The 21,031-nt window shown below is 72.5% G+C and carries 18 protein-coding genes; 15 read left to right on the plus strand and 3 right to left on the minus strand.

Going from position 1 to position 21,031, the window contains the following annotated elements:
• Positions 1-152 precede the first annotated feature (152 nt).
• Genes ACQEUU_RS16410 through ACQEUU_RS16420 form a run of 3 tightly spaced genes read right to left on the minus strand, consistent with a single transcriptional unit; the run spans position 153 to position 3,387 of the window.
• Positions 153-1,019 (minus strand): universal stress protein, encoded by an 867-nt coding sequence (locus ACQEUU_RS16410; RefSeq protein ID WP_433066534.1) that lies wholly within the window; start codon positions 1,017-1,019, stop codon positions 153-155.
• The gene (locus tag ACQEUU_RS16415) at positions 1,020-2,441 is read right to left on the minus strand and encodes an amino acid permease (protein WP_433066536.1); all 1,422 of its coding nucleotides are present in this window, start codon (positions 2,439-2,441) and stop codon (positions 1,020-1,022) included.
• Positions 2,442-2,451: 10 nt separating this feature from the next.
• Positions 2,452-3,387 carry a carbamate kinase gene (locus ACQEUU_RS16420; protein ID WP_433066539.1) on the minus strand — a complete coding sequence of 312 codons (936 nt, stop codon included), beginning with the start codon at positions 3,385-3,387 and terminating at the stop codon, positions 2,452-2,454.
• A gap of 278 nt (positions 3,388-3,665) precedes the next feature.
• Between ACQEUU_RS16420 and pyrR the strand changes: the two genes are divergently transcribed.
• From pyrR to ACQEUU_RS16495, 15 genes are all read left to right on the plus strand, one after another.
• Positions 3,666-4,211: a bifunctional pyr operon transcriptional regulator/uracil phosphoribosyltransferase PyrR gene (gene pyrR, locus ACQEUU_RS16425; RefSeq protein ID WP_433066541.1), complete on the plus strand. Its 546-nt coding sequence runs from the start codon at positions 3,666-3,668 to the stop codon at positions 4,209-4,211.
• Entirely contained in the window at positions 4,208-5,125 is a 918-nt protein-coding gene (locus ACQEUU_RS16430; protein ID WP_433066544.1) for an aspartate carbamoyltransferase catalytic subunit, read from the plus strand. The genes pyrR and ACQEUU_RS16430 overlap by 4 nt, the downstream gene beginning before the upstream one ends.
• 67 nt (positions 5,126-5,192) lie before the next feature.
• Positions 5,193-6,482 carry a dihydroorotase gene (locus ACQEUU_RS16435; RefSeq protein ID WP_433066546.1) on the plus strand — a complete coding sequence of 430 codons (1,290 nt, stop codon included), beginning with the start codon at positions 5,193-5,195 and terminating at the stop codon, positions 6,480-6,482.
• Between the two features lie 92 nt (positions 6,483-6,574).
• Positions 6,575-7,669 carry a glutamine-hydrolyzing carbamoyl-phosphate synthase small subunit gene (gene carA / locus ACQEUU_RS16440; RefSeq protein WP_433066549.1) on the plus strand — a complete coding sequence of 365 codons (1,095 nt, stop codon included), beginning with the start codon at positions 6,575-6,577 and terminating at the stop codon, positions 7,667-7,669.
• Positions 7,656-10,943: a carbamoyl-phosphate synthase large subunit gene (carB, locus tag ACQEUU_RS16445; RefSeq protein WP_433066551.1), complete on the plus strand. Its 3,288-nt coding sequence runs from the start codon at positions 7,656-7,658 to the stop codon at positions 10,941-10,943. The genes carA and carB overlap by 14 nt, the downstream gene beginning before the upstream one ends.
• Before the next feature lie 22 nt (positions 10,944-10,965).
• Entirely contained in the window at positions 10,966-11,832 is an 867-nt protein-coding gene (locus ACQEUU_RS16450) for a dihydroorotate dehydrogenase electron transfer subunit (RefSeq protein ID WP_433071862.1), read from the plus strand.
• Between the two features lie 12 nt (positions 11,833-11,844).
• Positions 11,845-12,822 carry a dihydroorotate dehydrogenase gene (locus ACQEUU_RS16455; protein WP_433066553.1) on the plus strand — a complete coding sequence of 326 codons (978 nt, stop codon included), beginning with the start codon at positions 11,845-11,847 and terminating at the stop codon, positions 12,820-12,822.
• Positions 12,819-13,517 carry an orotidine-5'-phosphate decarboxylase gene (pyrF, locus tag ACQEUU_RS16460; RefSeq protein ID WP_433066556.1) on the plus strand — a complete coding sequence of 233 codons (699 nt, stop codon included), beginning with the start codon at positions 12,819-12,821 and terminating at the stop codon, positions 13,515-13,517. Before ACQEUU_RS16455 ends, pyrF begins: the two co-directional genes overlap by 4 nt.
• A gap of 478 nt (positions 13,518-13,995) precedes the next feature.
• Positions 13,996-14,319, plus strand: coding sequence for an integration host factor, actinobacterial type (gene mihF / locus ACQEUU_RS16465; protein WP_270154926.1), 324 nt, complete (start codon positions 13,996-13,998; stop codon positions 14,317-14,319).
• A 137-nt stretch (positions 14,320-14,456) separates the two neighbouring features.
• Positions 14,457-15,029, plus strand: a complete 573-nt coding sequence (gene gmk, locus ACQEUU_RS16470) for a guanylate kinase (protein WP_433071864.1) — start codon at positions 14,457-14,459, stop codon at positions 15,027-15,029.
• Positions 15,030-15,034: 5 nt separating this feature from the next.
• The gene (rpoZ, locus tag ACQEUU_RS16475; RefSeq protein WP_433066559.1) at positions 15,035-15,304 is read left to right on the plus strand and encodes a DNA-directed RNA polymerase subunit omega; all 270 of its coding nucleotides are present in this window, start codon (positions 15,035-15,037) and stop codon (positions 15,302-15,304) included.
• A gap of 7 nt (positions 15,305-15,311) precedes the next feature.
• Positions 15,312-16,508: a bifunctional phosphopantothenoylcysteine decarboxylase/phosphopantothenate--cysteine ligase CoaBC gene (coaBC, locus tag ACQEUU_RS16480; RefSeq protein WP_433066561.1), complete on the plus strand. Its 1,197-nt coding sequence runs from the start codon at positions 15,312-15,314 to the stop codon at positions 16,506-16,508.
• Between the two features lie 250 nt (positions 16,509-16,758).
• Entirely contained in the window at positions 16,759-17,046 is a 288-nt protein-coding gene (locus ACQEUU_RS16485; protein WP_433066563.1) for a hypothetical protein, read from the plus strand.
• Positions 17,047-17,259: 213 nt separating this feature from the next.
• Positions 17,260-18,447, plus strand: a complete 1,188-nt coding sequence (gene metK, locus ACQEUU_RS16490) for a methionine adenosyltransferase (protein ID WP_270154930.1) — start codon at positions 17,260-17,262, stop codon at positions 18,445-18,447.
• A 335-nt stretch (positions 18,448-18,782) separates the two neighbouring features.
• On the plus strand, positions 18,783-21,020 hold the full coding sequence (locus ACQEUU_RS16495) for a primosomal protein N' (RefSeq protein ID WP_433066566.1): 2,238 nt from the start codon (positions 18,783-18,785) through the stop codon (positions 21,018-21,020).
• Positions 21,021-21,031 lie beyond the last annotated feature (11 nt).

Consider the following 21,031-nt stretch of genomic DNA (forward strand, 5'->3'; position numbering starts at 1 on the left):
TAAAGGGGTCGAAGGCTAAGGTCAAGCTGATTGGAAAAAAGATGCCGAATCCGGTCCGGTATGGAACGCCTCAAAAGCCCCTCTTGTCCCTGTAGTAACTGTACTTCGTCAGAGATCGCCGAGTAACCATCGTGGTTTCGCCAGCGGTGACGTCATGGTTCGCGCGTCAGGATCATCACCGGGCAGGTCGCCGCTCGTACGATCTTGATGCTCGTGTCGCCGAGGAACACCCGCCGCAGCGGCGCGGTGTTGCTGGAGGCGCAGATGATCAGATCGCCCGGCTCCCAGGAGCCCGCCGCCATGGCCGTGGCGACGTTCCTGCCCTCGATCACCTCCACGTCCACCTGGAGGCGGCGCCGGTGCCCCCGGGCGGCGGCGGCCAGGTCGGCCATGGCCTGCCGGCGCATCCCCGCCACCATCTCCTGGCCCAGCGGGTGGCGGCGGTGGCTCGCCACCACCAGGGTGACCAGCCGCAGCGGCAGGTCCAGCGCCGCCGCGATCCTGGCGGCCCCCGTGACCGCCGCGTCGGCGCCGCGACCGCGGCGGTAGGCGACGGTCAGGCGGGTCAGCGCGGCGGGCGCGTCCTCGGCGTACCCGCGCGGGGCCAGCAGCACGGGCACCGGGGAGGAGTGCAGGAGCTGGTCGGCGGTGCTGCCCACCGAGATGCGCCCGCGCCGGCCGCGCGGCGCCGAGCCGATCACGACCACGTCCGCGCCGCGCTTGCGCGCCAGCTCCACCAGCCCGCGCCCGCTGCCCCGGTGGGAGTAGCTCAGCACCTCGGCGTCATCGCCTGCCTGCTCGCGCGCCTGCGCGAGCGTGGACCCGGCCTGCTCCTCCAGATAGGCCGCCCACGCGCCCGCCTCCGCCCGGGCGGGCCCCGGGGTGTCCCACGCGGGCGGCTTCACGAACGCCACCTCCAGCCGGGCGCCGGTCTGCCGGGCCAGCAGCACGGCCAGCGTCAGCCCGTCGCGGCCGCGCGGCTCCGGGACGAACCCGCTCAGCACAGACTCGATCTTCATCTAGGGCACCTCGGCGTTCAGCCGCGAGTGGCGGTAGCCGTACAGGAAATAGAAGAGCAGCCCGGCCAGCATCCACAGCCCGAACGCCGCCCACGTGACGCCCGCCAGCCCGGCCATCACCAGGAAGCAGAACACCACGCCCAGCACCGGCGTGGCAGGGAAGAAGGGGGTGCGGAAGCTGCGCGGCAGGTCGGGCCGCCGGTAGCGGAGCACCAGCACGCCCGCGTTCACGATCGCGAACGCGAACAGCGTGCCGATGCTGGTCGCCTCCGCGAGGTGGCCGAGCGGGACGAGCCCCGCGAGCACGCAGACGAACGCGGTGACGATGAGCGTGTTGGCCGCGGGCACCTGCCGTCGGGGACTCACCCGTTCGAAGACGCGCGGCACGAGCCCGTCGCGGGACATGGCGAACAGGATGCGCGTCTGCCCGTACATGACGGTGAGCACCACGCTCGCGATGGCGATGACCGCGCCGAACGAGATGATCAGCCCGGCCCAGGTGGAGCCGGTGGCCAGGTCGGCGATGAGCGACAGGCTCGCCTCGGTGCCCTCGGGGTCGAAGTCGGTCCACGGCATCGCGCCGATCGCGGCCACGGCCACCAGCACGTAGATGGTCGTCACGATGACGAGCGACAGCACGATCGCCCACGGCAGGTCGCGCCGGGGGTTCTTGGCCTCCTCGCCGGCCGTGGAGGCCGCGTCGAAGCCGATGTAGGAGAAGAACACCTGCGAGGCCGCCGCGGTGATGCCCGCCACGCCCATCGGCGCGAACGGCGAGAAGTTGCCGGCGGTGAAGCCGGTGAACGCCACCGCGCAGAAGAACAGCAGCACCGCCACCTTGATGACCACGAACACCACGTTGGCCGAGGCGCTCTCGGAGGCCCCGCGCAGCAGCACCCAGGTGGCCAGCAGCACGATGAGGATGGCGGTGAGGTTGACCACGCCGCCGTCCTGGCCGGGCGAGCGGGTGATCGCGTCCGGCAGCCCCCAGCCGGCCAGGCTCTCCAGGAACGCGTTGACGTACTCGCCCCAGCCGACCGCCACGGCCGCCACCGAGACGGCGTACTCCAGCATCAGGCACCACCCGCACACCCAGGCGACCAGCTCGCCCAGGGTCGCGTACGCGTAGGAGTAGGACGACCCGGCCACCGGGATGGTCCCGGCGAGCTCCGCGTACGAGAGCGCGGAGAACAGCGCCGTGATCGCGGCCAGCACGAACGCCAGCACCACCGCCGGGCCCGCCTTGGGCACCGCCTGGCCCGGGATGACGAAGATGCCCGTGCCGAGGGTGGCGCCGACGCTGAAGAGCGTCAGCTGCCACAGCCCCATCGTGCGGCGCAGCTCGCCGCCCTCGCCGTGACCGCCCTCGGCGACGATCCGCTCGGTGGGCTTGGTCCTGAACAGACGTGGTGCGCCGGCCATGACAGATCTCCTAGAGCGTGCTGGTCAGCGGCCAGCGCGCGCTGGGCGTCACGATGGTGCCGGCCTCGCCGGCGAGGATCCGCTCGGCCTGGTCGAGCCGGCCGATCGCGGCCATGTCGCCGGTGTGCTCGACGAACCGGCAGGCCGCCTCCACCTTGGGCCCCATCGACCCGGCGGGCAGGTCCAGGGTGCGCAGCTCGTACGGGGTGGTGTGCGCGATCTCGGACTCGCGCGGCGTGCCGCGCTCGCGCAGCACGCGGGGCACGTCGGTGAGGCTCAGGAACGCGTCGCACTCCAGCGCCTCGGCCAGGACCGACGCGGTCAGGTCCTTGTCGACGACCGCCTCGACACCGGTGAGCCGGCCGTTCTGGTCGCGGATGACGGGGACGCCGCCGCCGCCCGCGCAGATCACCACCATGCCCTCGCGGACCATCTTGTGGATCAGCCGGGTCTCCACGACCCGCTGCGGGACGGGGGAGGGGACGACCCGCCGCCACCGCTCGCCGTCGGGCTTGACCGTCCAGCCGTGCTCGGCGGCCAGCTTCTCCGCCTCCGCCTGCTCGTACACCTGCCCGACGAACTTCGTCGGGTCCTCGAAGGCCGGGTCGACGGCCGACACCAGGGTCTGCGTGACCATGGCCATGACCTGACGGCCGGGCAGCGCGTTCTGCAGCGCCTGCAGGAGCCAGTAGCCGATCATGCCCTGGGTCTGCGCGACGAGGGTGTCGAACGGGTAGGGCCCGCTCAGGCCGGAGTCCGCGGCGCTCTGCAGGGCCAGCATGCCGACCTGCGGGCCGTTCCCGTGGGTGATGATCAGTTCGTGCTCGGCCGCCAGCCCGGCCAGCGTCCTGATCGAGGCGTTCACGTTGGCGATCTGCGCGGCCGCGTCGGGCCGCTGCCCCCGCCGCAGGACCGCGTTGCCGCCCAGCGCGACGATGACCCGCATCAGATCCCCTCTCGTTCGGGCGTGCGACTCACGCGGCGCGCGCCGGGCCGGCGCACCGGCACCCGCCGGAGCACGCCTACGCCGGGGTCCGCACGGAGTGTCACCATGTCTCTATCCCCCGGTCCGCCCCCCGGATCACCCCGATCGCCCCGGATCACCTGGGATCACCCCGGGCCGGGGTGCGTCCTGTTCTGGCTGGTAGCGCCTGGTACTGTGTGTCCCGACCAACACCCTTTAAGACCCGTCCCGTGAGGCGGGAAAGGTGGTGAGACTCCGGCATGTCCGCATCCAGGGCCGTCCTCGAAGGCCCGGACATCCATCGGGCGCTGACCCGCATCGCCCATGAGATCCTCGAGCGCACCAAAGGCGCCGACGAAGTCGTCCTCATCGGCGTCCCCACCCGCGGCGTGACCCTCGCGCACCGGCTCGGTGAGCGCATCGAGCAGTTCGAAGGGGTCAAGATCCCCGTGGGGTCGATCGACATCACGATGTACCGCGACGACCTGCGCCGCGGTCCCGCCCGGCCGCTCGGCCGCACCGAACTCCCCGCCGACGGCGTCGACGGCAAGATCGTGGTGCTGGTCGACGACGTCCTCTACTCCGGCCGCACCGTACGCGCCGCGCTCGACGCGCTGAGCGAGTTCGGCCGCCCGGCCGCCGTCCAGCTCGCCATCCTGGTCGACCGCGGCCACCGCGAGCTGCCCATCCGCGCCGACTACGTCGGAAAGAACCTCCCCACCGCCAAGAGCGAGAAGGTGAAGGTGTTCCTGCGCGAGACGGACGGGCGCGACGCCGTCACCCTCATGAAGGAGGGCGCCCGGTGAAGCGCCACCTCATCTCCGCCGCCGACCTCTCCAGGGAGGAGGCGCTGCTCATCCTCGACACCGCCGAGGAGCTGGCGAGAGTCTCGGAACGTTCCATCAAGAAGCTGCCCACGCTGCGCGGCCGCACGGTCGTCAACCTGTTCTTCGAGGACTCGACCCGCACCCGCATCTCCTTCGAGGCGGCCGCCAAGCGGCTGTCGGCCGACGTGATCAACTTCTCGGCCAAGGGGTCCAGCGTCTCCAAGGGCGAGTCGCTCAAGGACACCGCGCTCACCCTGGAGGCGATGGGCGCCGACGCCGTCGTCATCCGCCACAGCGCCTCCGGCGCCCCGCACCGGCTGGCCACCTGGGTCCACGGCAGCGTGGTCAACGCCGGCGACGGCACCCACGAGCACCCCACCCAGGCGCTGCTCGACGCCTTCTCGATGCGCCGCCGCCTCGGAGCACTCGACGGGCGGAAGATCACCATCGTCGGCGACGTGCTCCACAGCAGGGTCGCCCGCTCCAACGTGCTGCTGCTGCACACCCTCGGCGCCGAGGTCACGCTGGTGGCCCCGCCGACCCTGCTTCCCGTCTCGGTCGACACCTGGCCGTGCGCGGTCTCGTACGACCTCGACGCGGTGCTGCCGAAGTCCGACGCGGTCATGATGCTGCGGGTGCAGAAGGAGCGGATGAACGCCGCCTACTTCCCGAGCGAGCGCGAATACTCCCGCCGCTACGGGCTCGACCGCGACCGGTTCGCCAAAATGCCGGACGACGCCATCGTGATGCACCCCGGTCCGATGAACCGGGGCATGGAGATCGCCGCCGAGGTGGCCGACTCCCCGCGCTCGACCATCGTCGAGCAGGTCGCCAACGGGGTGACCATCCGCATGGCCGTCCTCTATCTGCTGCTCGGGGGAGACACGGCGTGACTCAGCGAAGCGAACGAATCTGCGGGCACGGCATCGCCATGACCATCGTGCCGGCGAAGGGGGAACGATGATCATCCGTGACGTACGGGTCCTCGGCGGGGAGCCGGTCGACCTCCGCATCCACGACGGCGTCATCGCCGAGGCCGGACCCGGGCTGAAGGCCGCCGGCGAGGAGATCGACGGCGGCGGCGCGATCGCCCTGCCCGGCCTCGTCGACCTGCACACCCACCTGCGCGAGCCCGGCCGCGAGGACGCCGAGACCGTCGAGACCGGCACCCAGTCGGCCGCCCGCGGCGGCTACACCGCCGTGCACGCCATGGCCAACACCTCCCCGGTCGCCGACACCGCCGGCGTCGTCGAGCAGGTCTGGCGGCTCGGCCGCGAGTTCGGTCACTGCGACGTGCAGCCCGTCGGCGCCGTCACCGTCGGCCTGGAGGGCCGCCAGCTCGCCGAGCTGGGCGCCATGGCCGACTCCGCCGCCCGCGTCCGGGTCTTCTCCGACGACGGCAAGTGCGTCTCCGACGCGGTGCTCATGCGCCGCGCCCTGGAGTACGTCAAGGCGTTCGACGGCGTCGTCGCCCAGCACGCCCAGGAGCCCAGGCTCACCGAGGGCGCGCAGATGAACGAGGGCGTCGTCTCCGGCAGGCTCGGCCTCACCGGCTGGCCCGCGGTCGCCGAGGAGGCGATCATCGCCCGCGACTGCCTGCTCGCCGCCCACGTCGGCTCCCGGCTGCACGTCTGCCACGTCTCCACCGCCGGGTCGGTCGAGATCCTGCGCTGGGCCAAGTCCAAGGGCTGGAACGTCACCGCCGAGGTGACCCCCCACCACCTGCTGCTCACCGACGACCTGGTCGAGGAGTCCCCGGTCGGCGCCTACAACCCCATCTACAAGGTCAACCCGCCGCTGCGCACCCGCGCAGACGTCGAGGCGCTGCGCGCCGCACTCGCCGACGGCACCATCGACGTCGTCGCCACCGACCACGCCCCCCACCCGGTGGAGGACAAGGAGAGCGAGTGGTCGGCCGCCGCCATGGGCATGATCGGCCTGGAGACGGCGCTCGGCGTCGTGCAGGAGGCCATGGTCGACACCGGCCTGCTCGACTGGGCCGGCGTCGCCGAGCGCATGTCGTACGCTCCCGCCCGCATCGGCCGCCTGGCCGGCCACGGCAACCCGATCGAGGCCGGCGCCCCCGCCAACCTCACCCTCTACGATCCCTCCCACCGCGCCCCGGTGGACCCGTCCTCCTTCGCCTCCAGGAGCCGCAACACCCCCTACCGGGGGATGACCCTGCCCGGACGGGTAGTGGCCACGTTCCTGCGCGGCAAGCCCACCGTCCTCGAAGGGAAGCTGGTGTGAACGACAGCTCCGCCGGCATCGCCGGAACCACGCCACAAAGCCCCCCCTCGCCTTTCGGGGGGTCCTCGGGGGGCGAAGCCCCCCGGAGAGCGATGCTCGTCCTCGAAGACGGCCGGGTCTTCCACGGAACCCCGTACGGCGCCGAAGGCGAGACGTTCGGCGAGATGGTGTTCAACACCGGGATGACCGGCTATCAGGAGACGCTCACCGACCCGTCCTACCACCGCCAGATCGTCGCCATGACCGCCCCGCACATCGGCAACACCGGTGTCAACGACGAGGACCCGGAGTCGGGCCGCGTCTGGGTCGCCGGCTACGTCGTGCGCGAGCCGTCCCGGGTGGTGTCCAACTGGCGCGCCACCCGCTCGCTCGACGACTATCTCAAGGAGCAGGGCGTCGTCGGCATCGCCATCCCCGGCACCCGCGCGCTCACCCGTCACCTGCGGGAGCGCGGCGCCATGCGGGCCGGCATCTTCTCCGGCCCGGCGGAGCCGGTCGAGGAGCTGGTCGAGCGGGTGCGGCTGACGCCCGCCATGGCCGGCGCCGACCTGGCCGCCGAGGTGGCGACCGCCGAGCCGTACGTGGTGCCGGCGGTCGGCGCCAAGCGCTTCACCGTGGCGGCGGTCGACCTGGGCATCAAGGGCATGACCCCGCGCCGGCTGGCCGAGCGCGGCTGTGAGGTGCACGTGCTGCCCGCCACGGCGACGTTCGACGACATCAAGGCCGTCGGCCCGGACGGGGTGTTCTTCTCCAACGGCCCCGGCGACCCGTCCACGGCCGATGTCACCACGCTGCGGCGGGTGCTGGAGGAGAGGATCCCGTTCTTCGGCATCTGCTTCGGCAACCAGCTCTTCGGCCGCGCGCTCGGCCTGTCCACCTACAAGCTGCGCTACGGCCACCGCGGGGTCAATCAGCCGGTCCAGGACGTCCGCACCGGCAAGGTGGAGATCTCCGCGCACAACCACGGGTTCGCGGTCGAGGCGCCGCTCGACGGCCCGTTCGAGACCCCGTACGGGCTCGCCGAGGTCAGCCACGTGAACCTCAACGACCGCTGCGTGGAGGGCCTGCGCCTGCTCGACGGGCGCGCCTTCAGCGTCCAGTACCATCCCGAGGCCGCAGCCGGGCCCCACGACGCCGCTTACCTGTTCGACGAGTTCTGCGAGGTTATGAGCCGTGCCGAAGCGTGAGGACATCACGTCCGTGCTGGTGATCGGCTCGGGGCCGATCGTGATCGGGCAGGCGTGCGAGTTCGACTACTCCGGCACCCAGGCCTGCCGGGTGCTGCGGGCCGAGGGCTTCCGGGTGATCCTGGTCAACAGCAACCCGGCCACCATCATGACGGACCCCGAGTTCGCCGACGCCACCTACGTCGAGCCGATCACCCCCGAGTTCGTCGAGAAGATCATCGCCAAGGAGCGGCCCGACGCGCTGCTGCCCACCCTCGGCGGCCAGACCGCGCTCAACACCGCGGTCGCGCTGCACGAGGCGGGGGTGCTGGAGACGTACGGGGTCGAGCTGATCGGCGCCGACTTCGACGCCATCCAGGCGGGCGAGAACCGCGAGCGGTTCAAGGAGATCGTCGCCAAGGTCGCCGCCGAGCACGGGCTCAACGCCGAGTCGGCCCGTTCGGTCATCTGCCACACCATGGACGACGTGCTGGCCGGGGCCGCCGAGCTGGGTTACCCGCTGGTCGTGCGGCCCTCGTTCACCATGGGCGGGGCCGGCTCCGGGTTCGCCTACGACGAGAGCGGCCTGCGGCGCATCGCCGGGGCCGGGCTCGACGCCTCCCCGACCACCGAGGTGCTCCTGGAGGAGTCCATCCTCGGCTGGAAGGAGTACGAGCTGGAGGTGATGCGCGACAAGAACGACAACGTCGTCATCGTGTGCTCCATCGAGAACATCGACCCGATGGGCGTCCACACCGGCGACAGCATCACCGTCGCGCCCGCGCTCACCCTCACCGACCGCGAGTACCAGAACATGCGCGACGTGGCCATCGCGGTGATCCGCGAGGTCGGCGTCGACACCGGCGGCTGCAACATCCAGTTCGCGGTGGACCCGCGCACCGGCCGGATGATCGTGATCGAGATGAACCCGCGGGTGTCGCGCTCCTCCGCGCTGGCCTCCAAGGCCACCGGCTTCCCGATCGCGAAGATCGCCGCGAAGCTGGCCATCGGCTACACGCTCGACGAGATCCCCAACGACATCACCAAGGAGACCCCGGCCTCCTTCGAGCCCACTCTCGACTACATCGTGGTCAAGGTGCCGCGGTTCGCGTTCGAGAAGTTCCGCGGCGCCGACCGCACCCTCACCACCCACATGAAGTCGGTGGGCGAGGCCATGGCGATCGGCCGGTCGTTCCCCGAGGCGCTGCAGAAGGCGCTGCGGTCGCTGGAGAAGAAGGGGTCGTCGTTCTCCTGGGCGGGGGAGGTGCGGCCCAAGGACGAACTGCTGGAGGCGTGCCGCACCCCGCACGACGGCCGGCTGCGCGCCATGCAGCAGGCCATCCGGGCGGGCGCCACCGCCGAGGAGCTGTACGCGGCCACCAGCGTCGACCCGTGGTTCCTCGACCAGCTCTTCCTCCTCGACGAGGAGGCGCGCGAGCTGGCCGCGGCCGAGGAGCTGACCGCCGGCGTGCTGGCCAGGGCCAAGCGCCACGGTTTCAGCGACGTCCAGATCGGCGAGATCCGCGGCATCGACGAGGCCCGGGTCCGCGACCTGCGGCACGCCCTCGGCCTGCGTCCCGTCTACAACACCGTCGACACCTGCGCCGCCGAGTTCGCCGCGAAGACGCCCTACCTCTACTCCACCTACGACGAGGAGACCGAGGTCCCGACCGGCACCCGGCAGAAGGTGATCATCCTCGGTTCCGGGCCGAACCGCATCGGCCAGGGCATCGAGTTCGACTACGCGTGCGTGCACGCCTCCTTCGAACTGGCCAGGGCCGGCTTCGAGACCGTCATGGTCAACTGCAACCCCGAGACCGTCTCCACCGACTACGACACCTCCGACCGGCTCTACTTCGAGCCGCTCACCCTGGAGGACGTCCTGGAGGTGGTGCACGCCGAGCAGCAGACCGGCCCCGTCGCGGGGGTCATCGTGCAGCTCGGCGGGCAGACGCCGCTCGGCCTGGCGCAGGCGCTCAAGGACGCCGGTGTGCCCGTCGTCGGAACCTCGCCCGAGTCCATCCACCTGGCGGAGGAACGCGGCGCGTTCGGGCGGGTGCTGGCCGAGGCCGGGCTGCCCGCGCCCCGGCACGGCACCGCGACCACCGTCGCCGAGGCCCTCGACGTCGCGGGCGAGATCGGCTACCCGGTGCTCGTGCGCCCCTCGTACGTGCTCGGCGGCGCCGGCATGGCCATCGTGTACGACGACGACACGCTCACCCGCTACATGTCCGCCCAGGAGGGCGGGCACCCGGTGCTCGTCGACAAGTTCCTGGACGAGGCCGTCGAGATCGACGTCGACGCCCTCTACGACGGCGAGGAGCTCTACCTGGGCGGCGTCATGGAGCACATCGAGGAGGCCGGCATCCACTCCGGCGACTCGGCGTGCGCCCTGCCGCCCATCACCCTCGGCGGCGCCGACATCAAGCGCATCCGCGCGGCGACCGAGGCCATCGCCCGCGGCGTCGGCGTGCGGGGCCTGCTCAACGTCCAGTACGCGATCTCCGCCGGGGTGCTGTACGTGCTGGAGGCCAACCCGCGCGCCAGCCGCACCGTCCCGTTCGTGTCGAAGGCGACGGCGGTGCCGCTGGCCAAGGCCGCCGCCCGCGTCATGCTCGGCGCCACGCTGCGCGAACTGCGCGCCGAGGGCATGCTCCCGGCCGACGGCGACGGCGGCACCCTCCCGCTGGACGCCTCGATCGCGGTCAAGGAGGCGGTGCTGCCGTTCAACCGGTTCCGCGGCGTCGACATCGTGCTCGGGCCCGAGATGCGCTCCACCGGCGAGGTCATGGGCATCGACGCGTTCTTCGGCATCGCCTTCGCCAAGTCCCAGGCCGCCGCCTACGGCGAACTTCCCACCAAGGGACGCGCGTTCGTATCCGTGGCCAACAGGGACAAGCGTGCCATGATCTTCCCTGTGAAGGCGCTGGCCGACCTGGGCTTCGAGATCCTCGCCACCGAGGGCACCGCCGAGGTGCTGCGGCGCAACGGCGTCCATGCCAAGATCGTGCGCAAGCACAGCGAGGGGAGCGGTCCAGGAGGTGAGCCCACCAGCGTGCAGGCCATCCTCGACGGGGAGATCGACCTGATCGTCAACACCCCGTTCGACAGCCCCGGCCAGGCGGGGTCGCGCCTCGACGGCTACGAGATCCGCACCGCCGCCGTGCTGCGCGGCATCCCGTGCATCACCACGGTCGCCGGGCTCGCCGCCGCCGCGGCCGGCATCCAGGCCATCGTGCGCGGCGATGTGGGCGTACGGTCCCTCCAGGAGCACGCTCAGGCACTACGGGGCTGACCCCTCGGGGAGGTGAAGGAGACTGGCCGGCACTCCGGTGCAGGTGACGGGCACGGTGCTGACGACGCGCCGGGTCGACGCCTACCATGCGCTGACCGTGGTGGCGCCCGGCATCGCCGAGCGCCACCGTCCCGGCCACTTCGTCTCCGTAGCGGTCGGAGGCGCGCACACGTCCATGGTGACGCGGCGCGCCCTGACCGTCCACGACGTCAAGGCCGACTACGGCGGCACGGTCGAGCTGGTCTTCACCGTGCGCGGCTCCGGCACCGCCTGGCTGGCCGAGCGCCGCGCCCGCGACACGCTGGACCTGGTCGGGCCGCTCGGGCGGCCCTTCCCGCTGCCGCGCGACCCGGTCCACTGCGTGCTGGTCGGCTCCGAGTACGGCTCCGCCGTGCTGTTCCCGCTGGCCGACATGCTGCTCGAACGCGGCTGCCGGGTCGACTTCGTGCTCGGCGCGGCCAGCGCCGACCGGGTGTTCGGCGCCATGCGGGCCCGGCGCATGGCCGAGACCACCACGCTCACCACCGAGGACGGCTCGCTGGGGCTGCGCGGCCGGGTCACCGACGCGCTCCCGTCGGTGATCGCCGACACCCGCGCCGACGCCGTCTACGCCTGCGGGCCGATGGAGTCGCTGCGCGCCGTCACCGCCGTGGCGATGGAGTTCGACATCCCCGTCCAGGTGGCGGTCGAGGAGTCGATGGCGTGCGGCATCGGCGTCTGCATGACGTGCGTGCTGCCGGTGATCGGCGACGACGGCGCCACCAGGATGGTCCGCGCCTGCGCCGAGGGGCCGGTGTTCCGCGGCGAGCGGGTGCGCTTCGAGGACGTCGGAACGATCCCGTTCGACGCGCTCGGCGCCCCGGGAGGCGGTGCCCGCCATGCCGGATAGCGGGTGAGCGCGATGCCCGTCGACATGCGCACCTTCCTCGCCCACGTGGAGCTGGCCAACCCGGTCTGCACGGCGGCCGGCTGCGCCTCCTCGGGGCGCGAGCTGGCCCAGTTCTTCGACCTGCACCGGCTGGGCGCCCTCACCACGCGCTCGGTCACCATGGCGCCGCGCGCCGGCCGGCCCACGCCCCGCATGGCCGAGACGCCCTCCGGCATGCTCAACGCAGTCGGCCTGCAAGGGCCGGGCATCGACGCCTTCCTGGAGCGTGAGCTGCCCTGGCTGGCCCAGCGCGGCATCAAGACCATCGTGTCCATCGGCGGCGGCTCCGTCGCCGAATACTCCGAGCTGGCCCGCAGGCTCGCCGACGCGCCCGGGGTGACGGCGCTGGAGGTCAACCTGTCCTGCCCGAACATGGAGGACCGCGGCCGCCTCTTCGCCCGCGAGGGCGGCAGCGCCGCCGAGGTGATCGCCTCGGTCCGGTCCATCATGCGCTACGACGTCCCCGTCGTCGCCAAGCTGGCCCCGGACGTGGCCGACATCGTGGCCGTCGCCCGCGCCTGCGTCGACGCGGGCGCCGACGCCCTGAGCATGATCAACAACCCGCTCGGGATGGCCATCGACACCGAGACGCTCCGGCCGTCGCTGGCCGCCGTCACCGGCGGGCTGTCCGGCCCCGCCATCCTGCCGCTCGCCGTCCGCTGCGTCTGGCAGGTCCACGCCGCGCTGCCCGGGGTGCCGCTCGTCGGCGTCGGCGGCGTCATGACCGGCAGGGACGCCTTCCAGCTCATCCTGGCCGGCGCCTGCGCGGTCGGGGTCGGCACGGCGCTGTTCCACGACCCGTACGCGTGCCTGCGCATCGAGCGCGAACTCGAAGAACTGCTGCAGGCGCGCGGTTTCCAACGGCTGGCCGACGCGGTCGGCCTGGCCCACCGCCCGCCGGGCAGCGCCGCCCGGCACCTGCTCGTCGACACCGAGGAGAGCACGTCTTGACTCCCGCACCGATCGCCGTCGCCCTGGACGCCCCCGACCTGGACACCGCCGCCCGGTGGGCCGGCCTGGTGACCCCGCACGTCAGCACGGTGAAGGTGGGCCTGGAGCTCTACCTGCGCTACGGGCCCGACGTGATCGCCTCCGTGCGCGGGGCCAGCGGCGTCAAGGTCTTCCTCGACCTCAAGCTGCACGACATCCCCAACACCGTCTTCGGCGCCGCCAAGGCCGTCGCCCGGCTGCGGCCGTCCATCCTGACCGTGCACGCCGCGGGCGGCCCCGCCATGATCAGGGCGGCGGTGGAGGCGGCCCCGCACACCCAGATCGCCGCCGTCACCGTGCTCACCTCGCTCGCCGAGGACGACCTGGGCCGGATCGGCCTGATCGGGCCCGCGCCGGACGCGGTCCGGCGGCTGGCCGCGCTCTCCGTGGCGGCGGGCGCCACCGCGCTGGTGTGCTCGCCGCACGAGGTGGGCACGGTCCGCGCCGAGGTGGGGGACGGCATCACGCTCATCACGCCCGGCGTCCGCCCCGCCGGCGCCGCCCTCCAGGACCAGGCCCGGGTGGCCACCCCCGAGCAGGCTCTCGCCGACGGGGCCGACCTGCTGGTGATCGGCCGGCCCATCACCGGTTCACCGGACCCGGGCGCCACCGCCGCCGCCATCGCCGCCTCCCTCCGCCGCACCAGCCACGCCTGACCCGGACCCGGCCCCGGGGCGCGCGTACTCCGGGAGGTTCGCGGCGGGTGGCGGCGGGGTGGTGCGGTGTCTTGACACGCGACTCCACAGCAGGGCGCCGCGACGGCGGGTGAGGGGCGTGGGAGGGCGTGGCGTGGCGGCGCCGCGCCCCTTGATCGTCCACGCCGTGGAGAGCCGCGCCCGTCGCCGTCCGGGCACGGCGCCGCCCGGGTTTCGGACACAGGTCAGCCCCCGCTTTCGGACACGCCCCGCATGCCCGTACGTGATCATCGTAGCGCCCTTCGCCGCCGCCGCGGGCGCGGTTGGAAACAGGGAAGTGAGGGCGATTTGATCAGCCCTGGGTAATTTTACCATCACCCAAAGTGATGAAGTGGATTTTGTGGCGAGAGAAACCGCTCTTTGCGTTGCTTAGGGGGCGATGACCAGCTAGTTTCCTCTCCCGTCCGAGTACATCGACAGAAATTCGAGGTGACCCGGCGTGGCTCTTCCTCCCCTGACCCCCGAGCAGCGCGCCGCAGCCCTGGAGAAGGCTGCAAAGGCCCGTAAAGAGCGTGCCGAGGTCAAGAACCGGCTCAAGCGTGGCGCGGTTTCTCTGGCTGAGGTGCTCAAGGATGGGCAGACCGACGACGTCATCGGCAAGATGAAGGTGTCGGCATTGTTGGAATCGCTTCCCGGCGTGGGCAAGGTCCGCGCCAAGCAGCTGATGGAGCGGCTCGCCATCGCCGAGTCCCGCCGCGTGCGGGGCCTCGGCGCGAACCAGAGGGCCTCCCTCGAGCGCGAGTTCGGTGGCAACGAGAGCTAATCTCGTTCCATACGACGCGCAGGTTCGACGGGGGGTAGGAAGTGACCGACAGGTCCTGGTCCGGCGGTGTGACGGCTCACGAGAAGGCCGGCACGGGCGGCGGAGTCGGCGACTTCCTCCCCTCGAACGAGAGGCGCCTGACGGTCCTGTCCGGGCCGTCGGGCGTCGGCAAGTCGACGGTCGTCGCCGAGCTCCGGCGGGCACACCCCGAGGTGTGGCTGTCGGTCTCGGTGACCACCAGGCGGCCCCGGCCCGGCGAGGCGCACGGGGTCCACTACTACTTCGTCGACGGCGAGGAGTTCGACCGGCTCGTGGAGCGGGGCGAGCTGCTGGAGTGGGCGGAGTTCGCGGGCAACCGCTACGGCACGCCGCGGCGGGCCGTGCTCGACAAGCTGGCGGCCGGCGTGCCGACCCTGCTGGAGATCGACCTCGAAGGCGCCAGGCAGGTGCGGCGCAGCATGCCGGAGGCGCTGCTGGTCTTCCTGGCCCCGCCCAGCTGGGCGGAGCTGGAGAAGCGGTTGCGCGGCCGGGGCACTGAACCCGAGGACGTGATCACCCGCCGGCTGGAGGCGGGCCGGATCGAGATGGCGGCCGAGAAGGAGTTCGACCTCACCCTGGTGAACACGGATGTCAAACACGTGTGCCACCGGCTGATAGCCTTGATGACTGACCCTCAGGGGGTCACCGCAACCACCAACCGAGAGGTCTGACAATCGTGGCAGGAATTGCCCCGGTCGCTGAGGGCATCACCAACCCGCCGATCGACGCGCTGCTCGACATCGTCGACAGCAAGTACTCCCTGGTGATCATGGGCGCCAAGCGGGCCCGTCAGATCAACGCCTACTACTCGCAGCTCGGCGAGGGCCTGCTCGAATACGTCGGGCCGCTGGTCGAGACCCACGCGCAGGAGAAGCCGCTGTCCATCGCGCTGCGTGAGGTCTCCGAGGGCCTGCTCAGCTCCGAGCCCATCGAAGGCGTGGCCTGACCCTTCGATGAAGGTCGTCCTGGGCGTCAGCGGCGGCATCGCCGCCTACAAGGCATGCGAGCTGCTGCGCCTGTTCACCGAGTCCGGCCACGAGGTGCGGGTCGTCCCCACCCGTGACGCGCTGCGCTTCGTCGGCGAGCCCACCTGGGCCGCGCTGTCGGGCAACCCGGTGACCACCGACGTGTGGGAGTCGGTCCACGAGGTGCCCCACGTGCGCATCGGTCAGGCGGCCGACCTCGTCGTGGTCGCCCCGGCCACCGCCGACGTGCTGGCCAAGGCGGCTCACGGGCTGGCCGGAGACCTGCTCACCAACACCCTGCTGACCGCGCGCTGCCCGGTGGTGTTCGCGCCCGCGATGCACACCGAGATGTGGCAGCACCCGGCCACCCGCGCCAACGTCGCCACCCTGCGCGAGCGCGGTTCCGTCGTGATCGACCCCGCCGTGGGCCGGCTCACCGGCGCCGACACCGGCCCCGGCCGCCTGCCCGACCCGGCCGAGATCTTCCAGGTGTGCCTGCGCGTGCTGCGCGGCCGCCCGCGCGACCTGGCCGGCCGCCGCGTCGTCGTGTCCGCGGGCGGCACCCGCGAGGCCATCGACCCGGTCCGTTACATCGGCAACCGCTCCTCCGGCCTGCAGGGTTACGCGCTCGCGCGCACCGCTGCCGCTCGGGGCGCCGAGGTGACGCTGGTGGCCGCCAACGTAGCGCTGCCCGACCCGGCGGGCGCCGCGCTCGTGCGCGTCGAGTCCGCCGCCGAGCTCCGGGAGGCGATGTTCGCGGCGGAGGGCGGCGCGGACGCGGTGGTGATGGCCGCCGCGGTCGCCGACTTCCGGCCCGCCGAGCGCCACGAAGCCAAGATCAAGAAGACTGACGGCGAGCCCGCGGCCATCCACCTGGCCAAGAACCCGGACATCCTGGCCGAGCTCGGCGTGCGCCGCAAGGAGCGGGGCGACGGCACGCCCGGGATGCTCGTCGGGTTCGCCGCCGAGACCCACGACGTGCTGGCCAACGGCCAGGCCAAGCTCGCCCGCAAGGGGTGCGACCTGCTCGTCGTCAACCAGGTGGGCGAGAACCTCGCCTTCGGCACCGCCGACAACGCGGCCACCATCCTGGTCGCCGGCGGTGATCCGATCGAGGTCCCGCGCGGCCCCAAGGACGACGTCGCCGACGCGGTCTGGGACGCCGTCGCTCCCCGCCTGCTCTGAGGGGTTCATCCGGTTTTTCGCCATTCGGCGCTTTTCGTGGCCTATGTCCCTATAGGAGATGCTCGTTCGCGTTTTCGGGGCGTACGAGAAGAAAAGGCTAGATTGATTACCGGATGACCTGTTGCAGCTTTCCGGAATGCCTGCTGATACTGGGGCGAAGGGGGGCGGCATGCCGGTGAATTCTGCTGTCAGAGACCGCTGCAGGACGGTTCTGGGACACAAGGGCGCGATCCGCTATGTGTTTCCCGCCTTGTCCGTCGGGCCGGGCGGCTCGGCCAACTTCCTGATCGTGGTGACCGACCTGGCCGTGGCGGTGCTGTCCACGCGGATGTTCCGCGGCGACCGTCCGATCTCGGTGTACGCGATGTTCCCGCGCGACACGCGGCTCGGACCGATCACGCTGGCCCCCGGTCCGGTCATCGAACTGGGGGACCTGACTTTCGAGTTCGACGACGAGTACGCCGCCGTGGTCGCCGCCGCCGACGCCGAGGTGTTCGCGCCCGAGACGCTCCCGCCGGATCCACTGCCTCACCTGTGAGTCCTCGCCACGGCGCGGTGACCGCCGGATCGGGCCGGTCCGCGCGATCGGCGCCCGGCGGGCGATTCCGGGAGCGACACGACGACGCGTACGGATCGTGGACGGGTTTCGCGGCTGGGCGCCGGGTAGGGCTAGACTTCGGCGAGGCTCTGGCGTGCCAACTCGCCGGGAGCCCTACATCCGTCAGCAGCCGCTGCATGAGGAGCCACTGAGTTGTCACGTCGCCTGTTCACCTCCGAGTCGGTCACCGAGGGCCATCCGGACAAGATCGCCGACCAGATCAGTGACGCGATCCTGGACGCCATGCTCAAGGACGACCCCAAGAGCCGGGTCGCCGTCGAGACGATGATCACCACCGGCCAGGTCCACGTCGCGGGCGAGGTGACGACCGAGACCTACGTCGACATCCCGGGCGTCATCCGGGAGAAGATCCTGGAGATCGGTTACGACGCCTCCTACAAGGGCTTCGACGGCGCCTCCTGCGGCGTGTCGGTGTCCATCGGGGCGCAGTCGCCCGACATCGCCCAGGGCGTCGACGACGCCTACGAGCACCGCGTCGAGGGCGACGTCGACGAGCTCGACCGCCAGGGCGCGGGCGACCAGGGCCTGATGTTCGGCTACGCCTGCCGGGAGACCCCCGAGCTGATGCCGCTGCCCATCACACTCGCCCACCGTCTGGCCCAGCGGCTGTCCGAGGTCCGCAAGTCCGGCGTCGTGCCCTACCTCCGCCCCGACGGCAAGACCCAGGTCACGATCGAGTACGACGGCGACCGGCCCGTCCGGCTCGACACCGTGGTGGTCTCCACGCAGCACGCCGCCGAGATCGACCTCAAGGAGATGCTGACCCCCGACATCAAGGAGCACGTCGTCGACGTCGTGCTCAAGGGGGTCGAGATCGACACCGACGGCTACCGCCTGCTGGTCAACCCGACCGGCCGCTTCGAGATCGGCGGCCCGATGGGCGACGCCGGCCTCACCGGCCGCAAAATCATCATCGACACCTACGGCGGCATGGCCCGCCACGGCGGCGGCGCGTTCTCCGGCAAGGACCCGTCCAAGGTCGACCGCTCGGCCGCCTACGCCATGCGCTGGGTCGCCAAGAACGTCGTGGCCGCCGGGCTCGCCGACCGCTGCGAGGTCCAGGTCGCGTACGCGATCGGCAAGGCCCAGCCGGTCGGCCTGTTCGTCGAGTGCTTCGGCACCGAGAAGCTGCCGGTGGAGAAGATCCAGGCGGCCGTGCTCAACGAGTTCGACCTGCGTCCGGCGGCGATCATCCGCGATCTCGACCTGCTGCGGCCGATCTACTCCGAGACCGCCGCCTACGGTCACTTCGGCCGCGAGGGCTTCTCCTGGGAGTCCACCGACCGCGCCGAGTCCCTCCGCACGGCCGCGGGCCTCTGACCCCGGGACGGCCCCGCGAAGAGCCGCGATCTTCGCGGGGCCGTTCCGCACGCGTCGCGTCCTGAAGGGCCGTGGATCGGGCTGCTCCCGGAGTGCCCGCCGTCTGCCCGAGCGGGCCTGGCCCGGCTCTCGGCGCGAGTGGGCGTCGTGAGTGTGCGCCTCCGGGTGTGACGGATCGGCGTCGCGTGCCCATGTGACGACCGGTCCCTCTCTCGTACCCCGAGGCCGGGCGTACGAGGCGGACGGCGGCCGCGGTGATCGGCGGGCGCTCTGTGACCTGGGGCCGGCTTGCCGGTGCAGGCGTCGCCGGCCGGTGCGTCTGGTAGACGTAGTGCGTGACCGACTCCGACGACGCGCTCCTGCCGCTCGACGCCGTGCGGCCCGCCGCGTCGTCGAAGGACACCACGGGAGCCGTCGTCCCCGCGGCCGAGCTGCCCGTCGCGCGGGTGGCCGTGGACAACCCGCTGCCTCACCTCGACCGGCCGTTCGACTATCTGGTGCCCGCGGCGCTGCACGAGACGGCCCGGCCGGGAGTGCGGGTTCGGGTGCGGTTCGCCGGCAAACTGGTGGACGGGTTCCTGCTGGAGCGGGCCGGTGAGAGCGACCACACGGGCAAGCTGACCCCGCTGGAGCGCGTCGTCTCGCCCGAGCAGGTGCTGACGCCCGAGATCGCGGGGCTGGCCAGGGCGGTGGCCGACCGCTACGCGGGGACGCTGGCCGACGTCCTGCGCCTGGCAGTCCCGCCCCGGCACGCGAGGACCGAGGCCGCCCGCCCGCCCGGCGACGGGGAGCGCCCGCCCTCGGAGCCTGACGAGCGGGGGCCGGAGGACGTCGACGCGTCGGTGACGTGGGCGGACTATCCGATGGGACCGTCGTTCATCGACGCGCTGCGCCACGGGAGGACGCCGCGCGCGGTGTGGACCGCGCTGCCGGGCGCCGGCGGATGGGCGACGGGGGTCGCCGAGGCCGTACGGGCGACGCTGGAGGGCGGCAGGGGCGCGCTGGCGGTGGTGCCCGACGGCAAGGACGTGGCGCTGCTCGACGCGGAGCTGAGCAGGCTGCTCGGGCCCGGGCGGCACGTGGCGCTCACCTCGGACCTGGGCCCCGCCGAACGCTACCGGCGATGGCTGGGCGTGCTGCGCGGGCAGGTGCGCGCGGTGGTGGGCACGCGGGCGGCGATGTTCGCGCCCGTCCACGGGCTAGGGCTGGTGGCCATCTGGGACGACGGCGACGACCTGCACGCCGAGCGGCTGGCCCCGTACCCGCACGCCCGCGAGGTCCTCGGGCTGCGCGCCCACCGCACCGGCGCGGCCATGCTGATCGGCGGGTACGCGCGCACGGCCGAGGCGACGCAGCTCGTCGCCACCCGCTGGGCGCGCCCGATCGTGGCCGCCCGGCAGGAGATCAGGCGCAGGGCGCCGCGCGTGCGGGCCGCCGGCGAGGACGCCGAGCTCGCCAGGGACCAGGCGGCGCGGGCGGCCAGGCTGCCCAGCGTGGCGTGGCGGGTGCTGCGCCAAGGGCTGGCGGACGGGCCTGTCCTGGTGCAGGTGCCCAGGCGGGGGTACCTGCCCGCGCTGGCGTGCGCGCAGTGCCGCGCTCCCGCCAGGTGCGCCCACCCGCCGACCCGGACGAGCGTCCAGGAGTGGGCGCGGAGCGACGGGCCGTCCGGTGAGGGGCGGCTCCCGTACGAGGAACCCGGCGAGGACGCGCTCGGCGGCGCGGACCCGGGAGGGCGGCACGCGCCGGGCGGCGTGGGACGGGAGAGCGGCTCTGGGGAGGCGGAGCGGGGTCCGCGGTCGGAGGAGTTCTGTCACGGGCCGCTGGCCCTGCGCACCGGGCACGCGGCGCCCTACTGCCGCTGGTGCGGCCGGGTGGACGCCGCCTGGAAGTGCCCCGGCTGCGGCGGTCACCGGCTGCGTGCCGTCGTCGTCGGAGCCAGGCGCACGGCCGAGGAGCTGGGCCGGGCGTTCCCGTCCGTGCCGGTGCGGACGTCCGGGCGTGACGGCGTGCTGGCCCGGCTGCCCGCCGGCCCCGCGCTGGTCGTGGCGACGCCGGGGGCGGAGCCGGTCGCGGAGGGCGGGTACGCGGCCGCCGTGCTGCTCGACGGATGGGCGCTGCTCGGCCGGGCCGACCTGCGGGCGGGGGAGGAGGCGGTGCGCCGGTGGCTGAACGCCGCCGCGCTGCTCCGCCCCGGCGCCGGGCTCGTGGTGCTGGCCGACGCCGCGCTGCCCGCCGTGCAGGCGCTGGTGCGCTGGGACCCGGTCACCCACGCCGAGCGGGAGCTGGCCGACCGGGCCGAGCTGGGGTTCCCGCCCGCGGTGCGGATGGCCACGCTCACCGGCGCCGCCGCGGCCGTGCGGCAGATGCTGGAGGAGTCGCGCCTGCCCCACGGCGCCCAGGTCCTCGGTCCGGTGCCGGTGGACGACGCGGGCCGGGAACGCGCCATGGTACGGGTCCCGCGCACCGGCGGGGCGGCCCTGGCCACCGCGCTCAAAGGGGCCGGCGGGGTGCGCGCCGCCAGAAAGGCACCAGACGTGGTGAAGGTGTGTGTGGACCCCCTCGACCTGATTTAGGCCGTTTCCCC

Origin of the sequence: Nonomuraea sp. CA-218870 (assembly GCF_050936535.1) — a bacterium.
Lineage (GTDB): Bacteria > Actinomycetota > Actinomycetes > Streptosporangiales > Streptosporangiaceae > Nonomuraea > Nonomuraea corallina.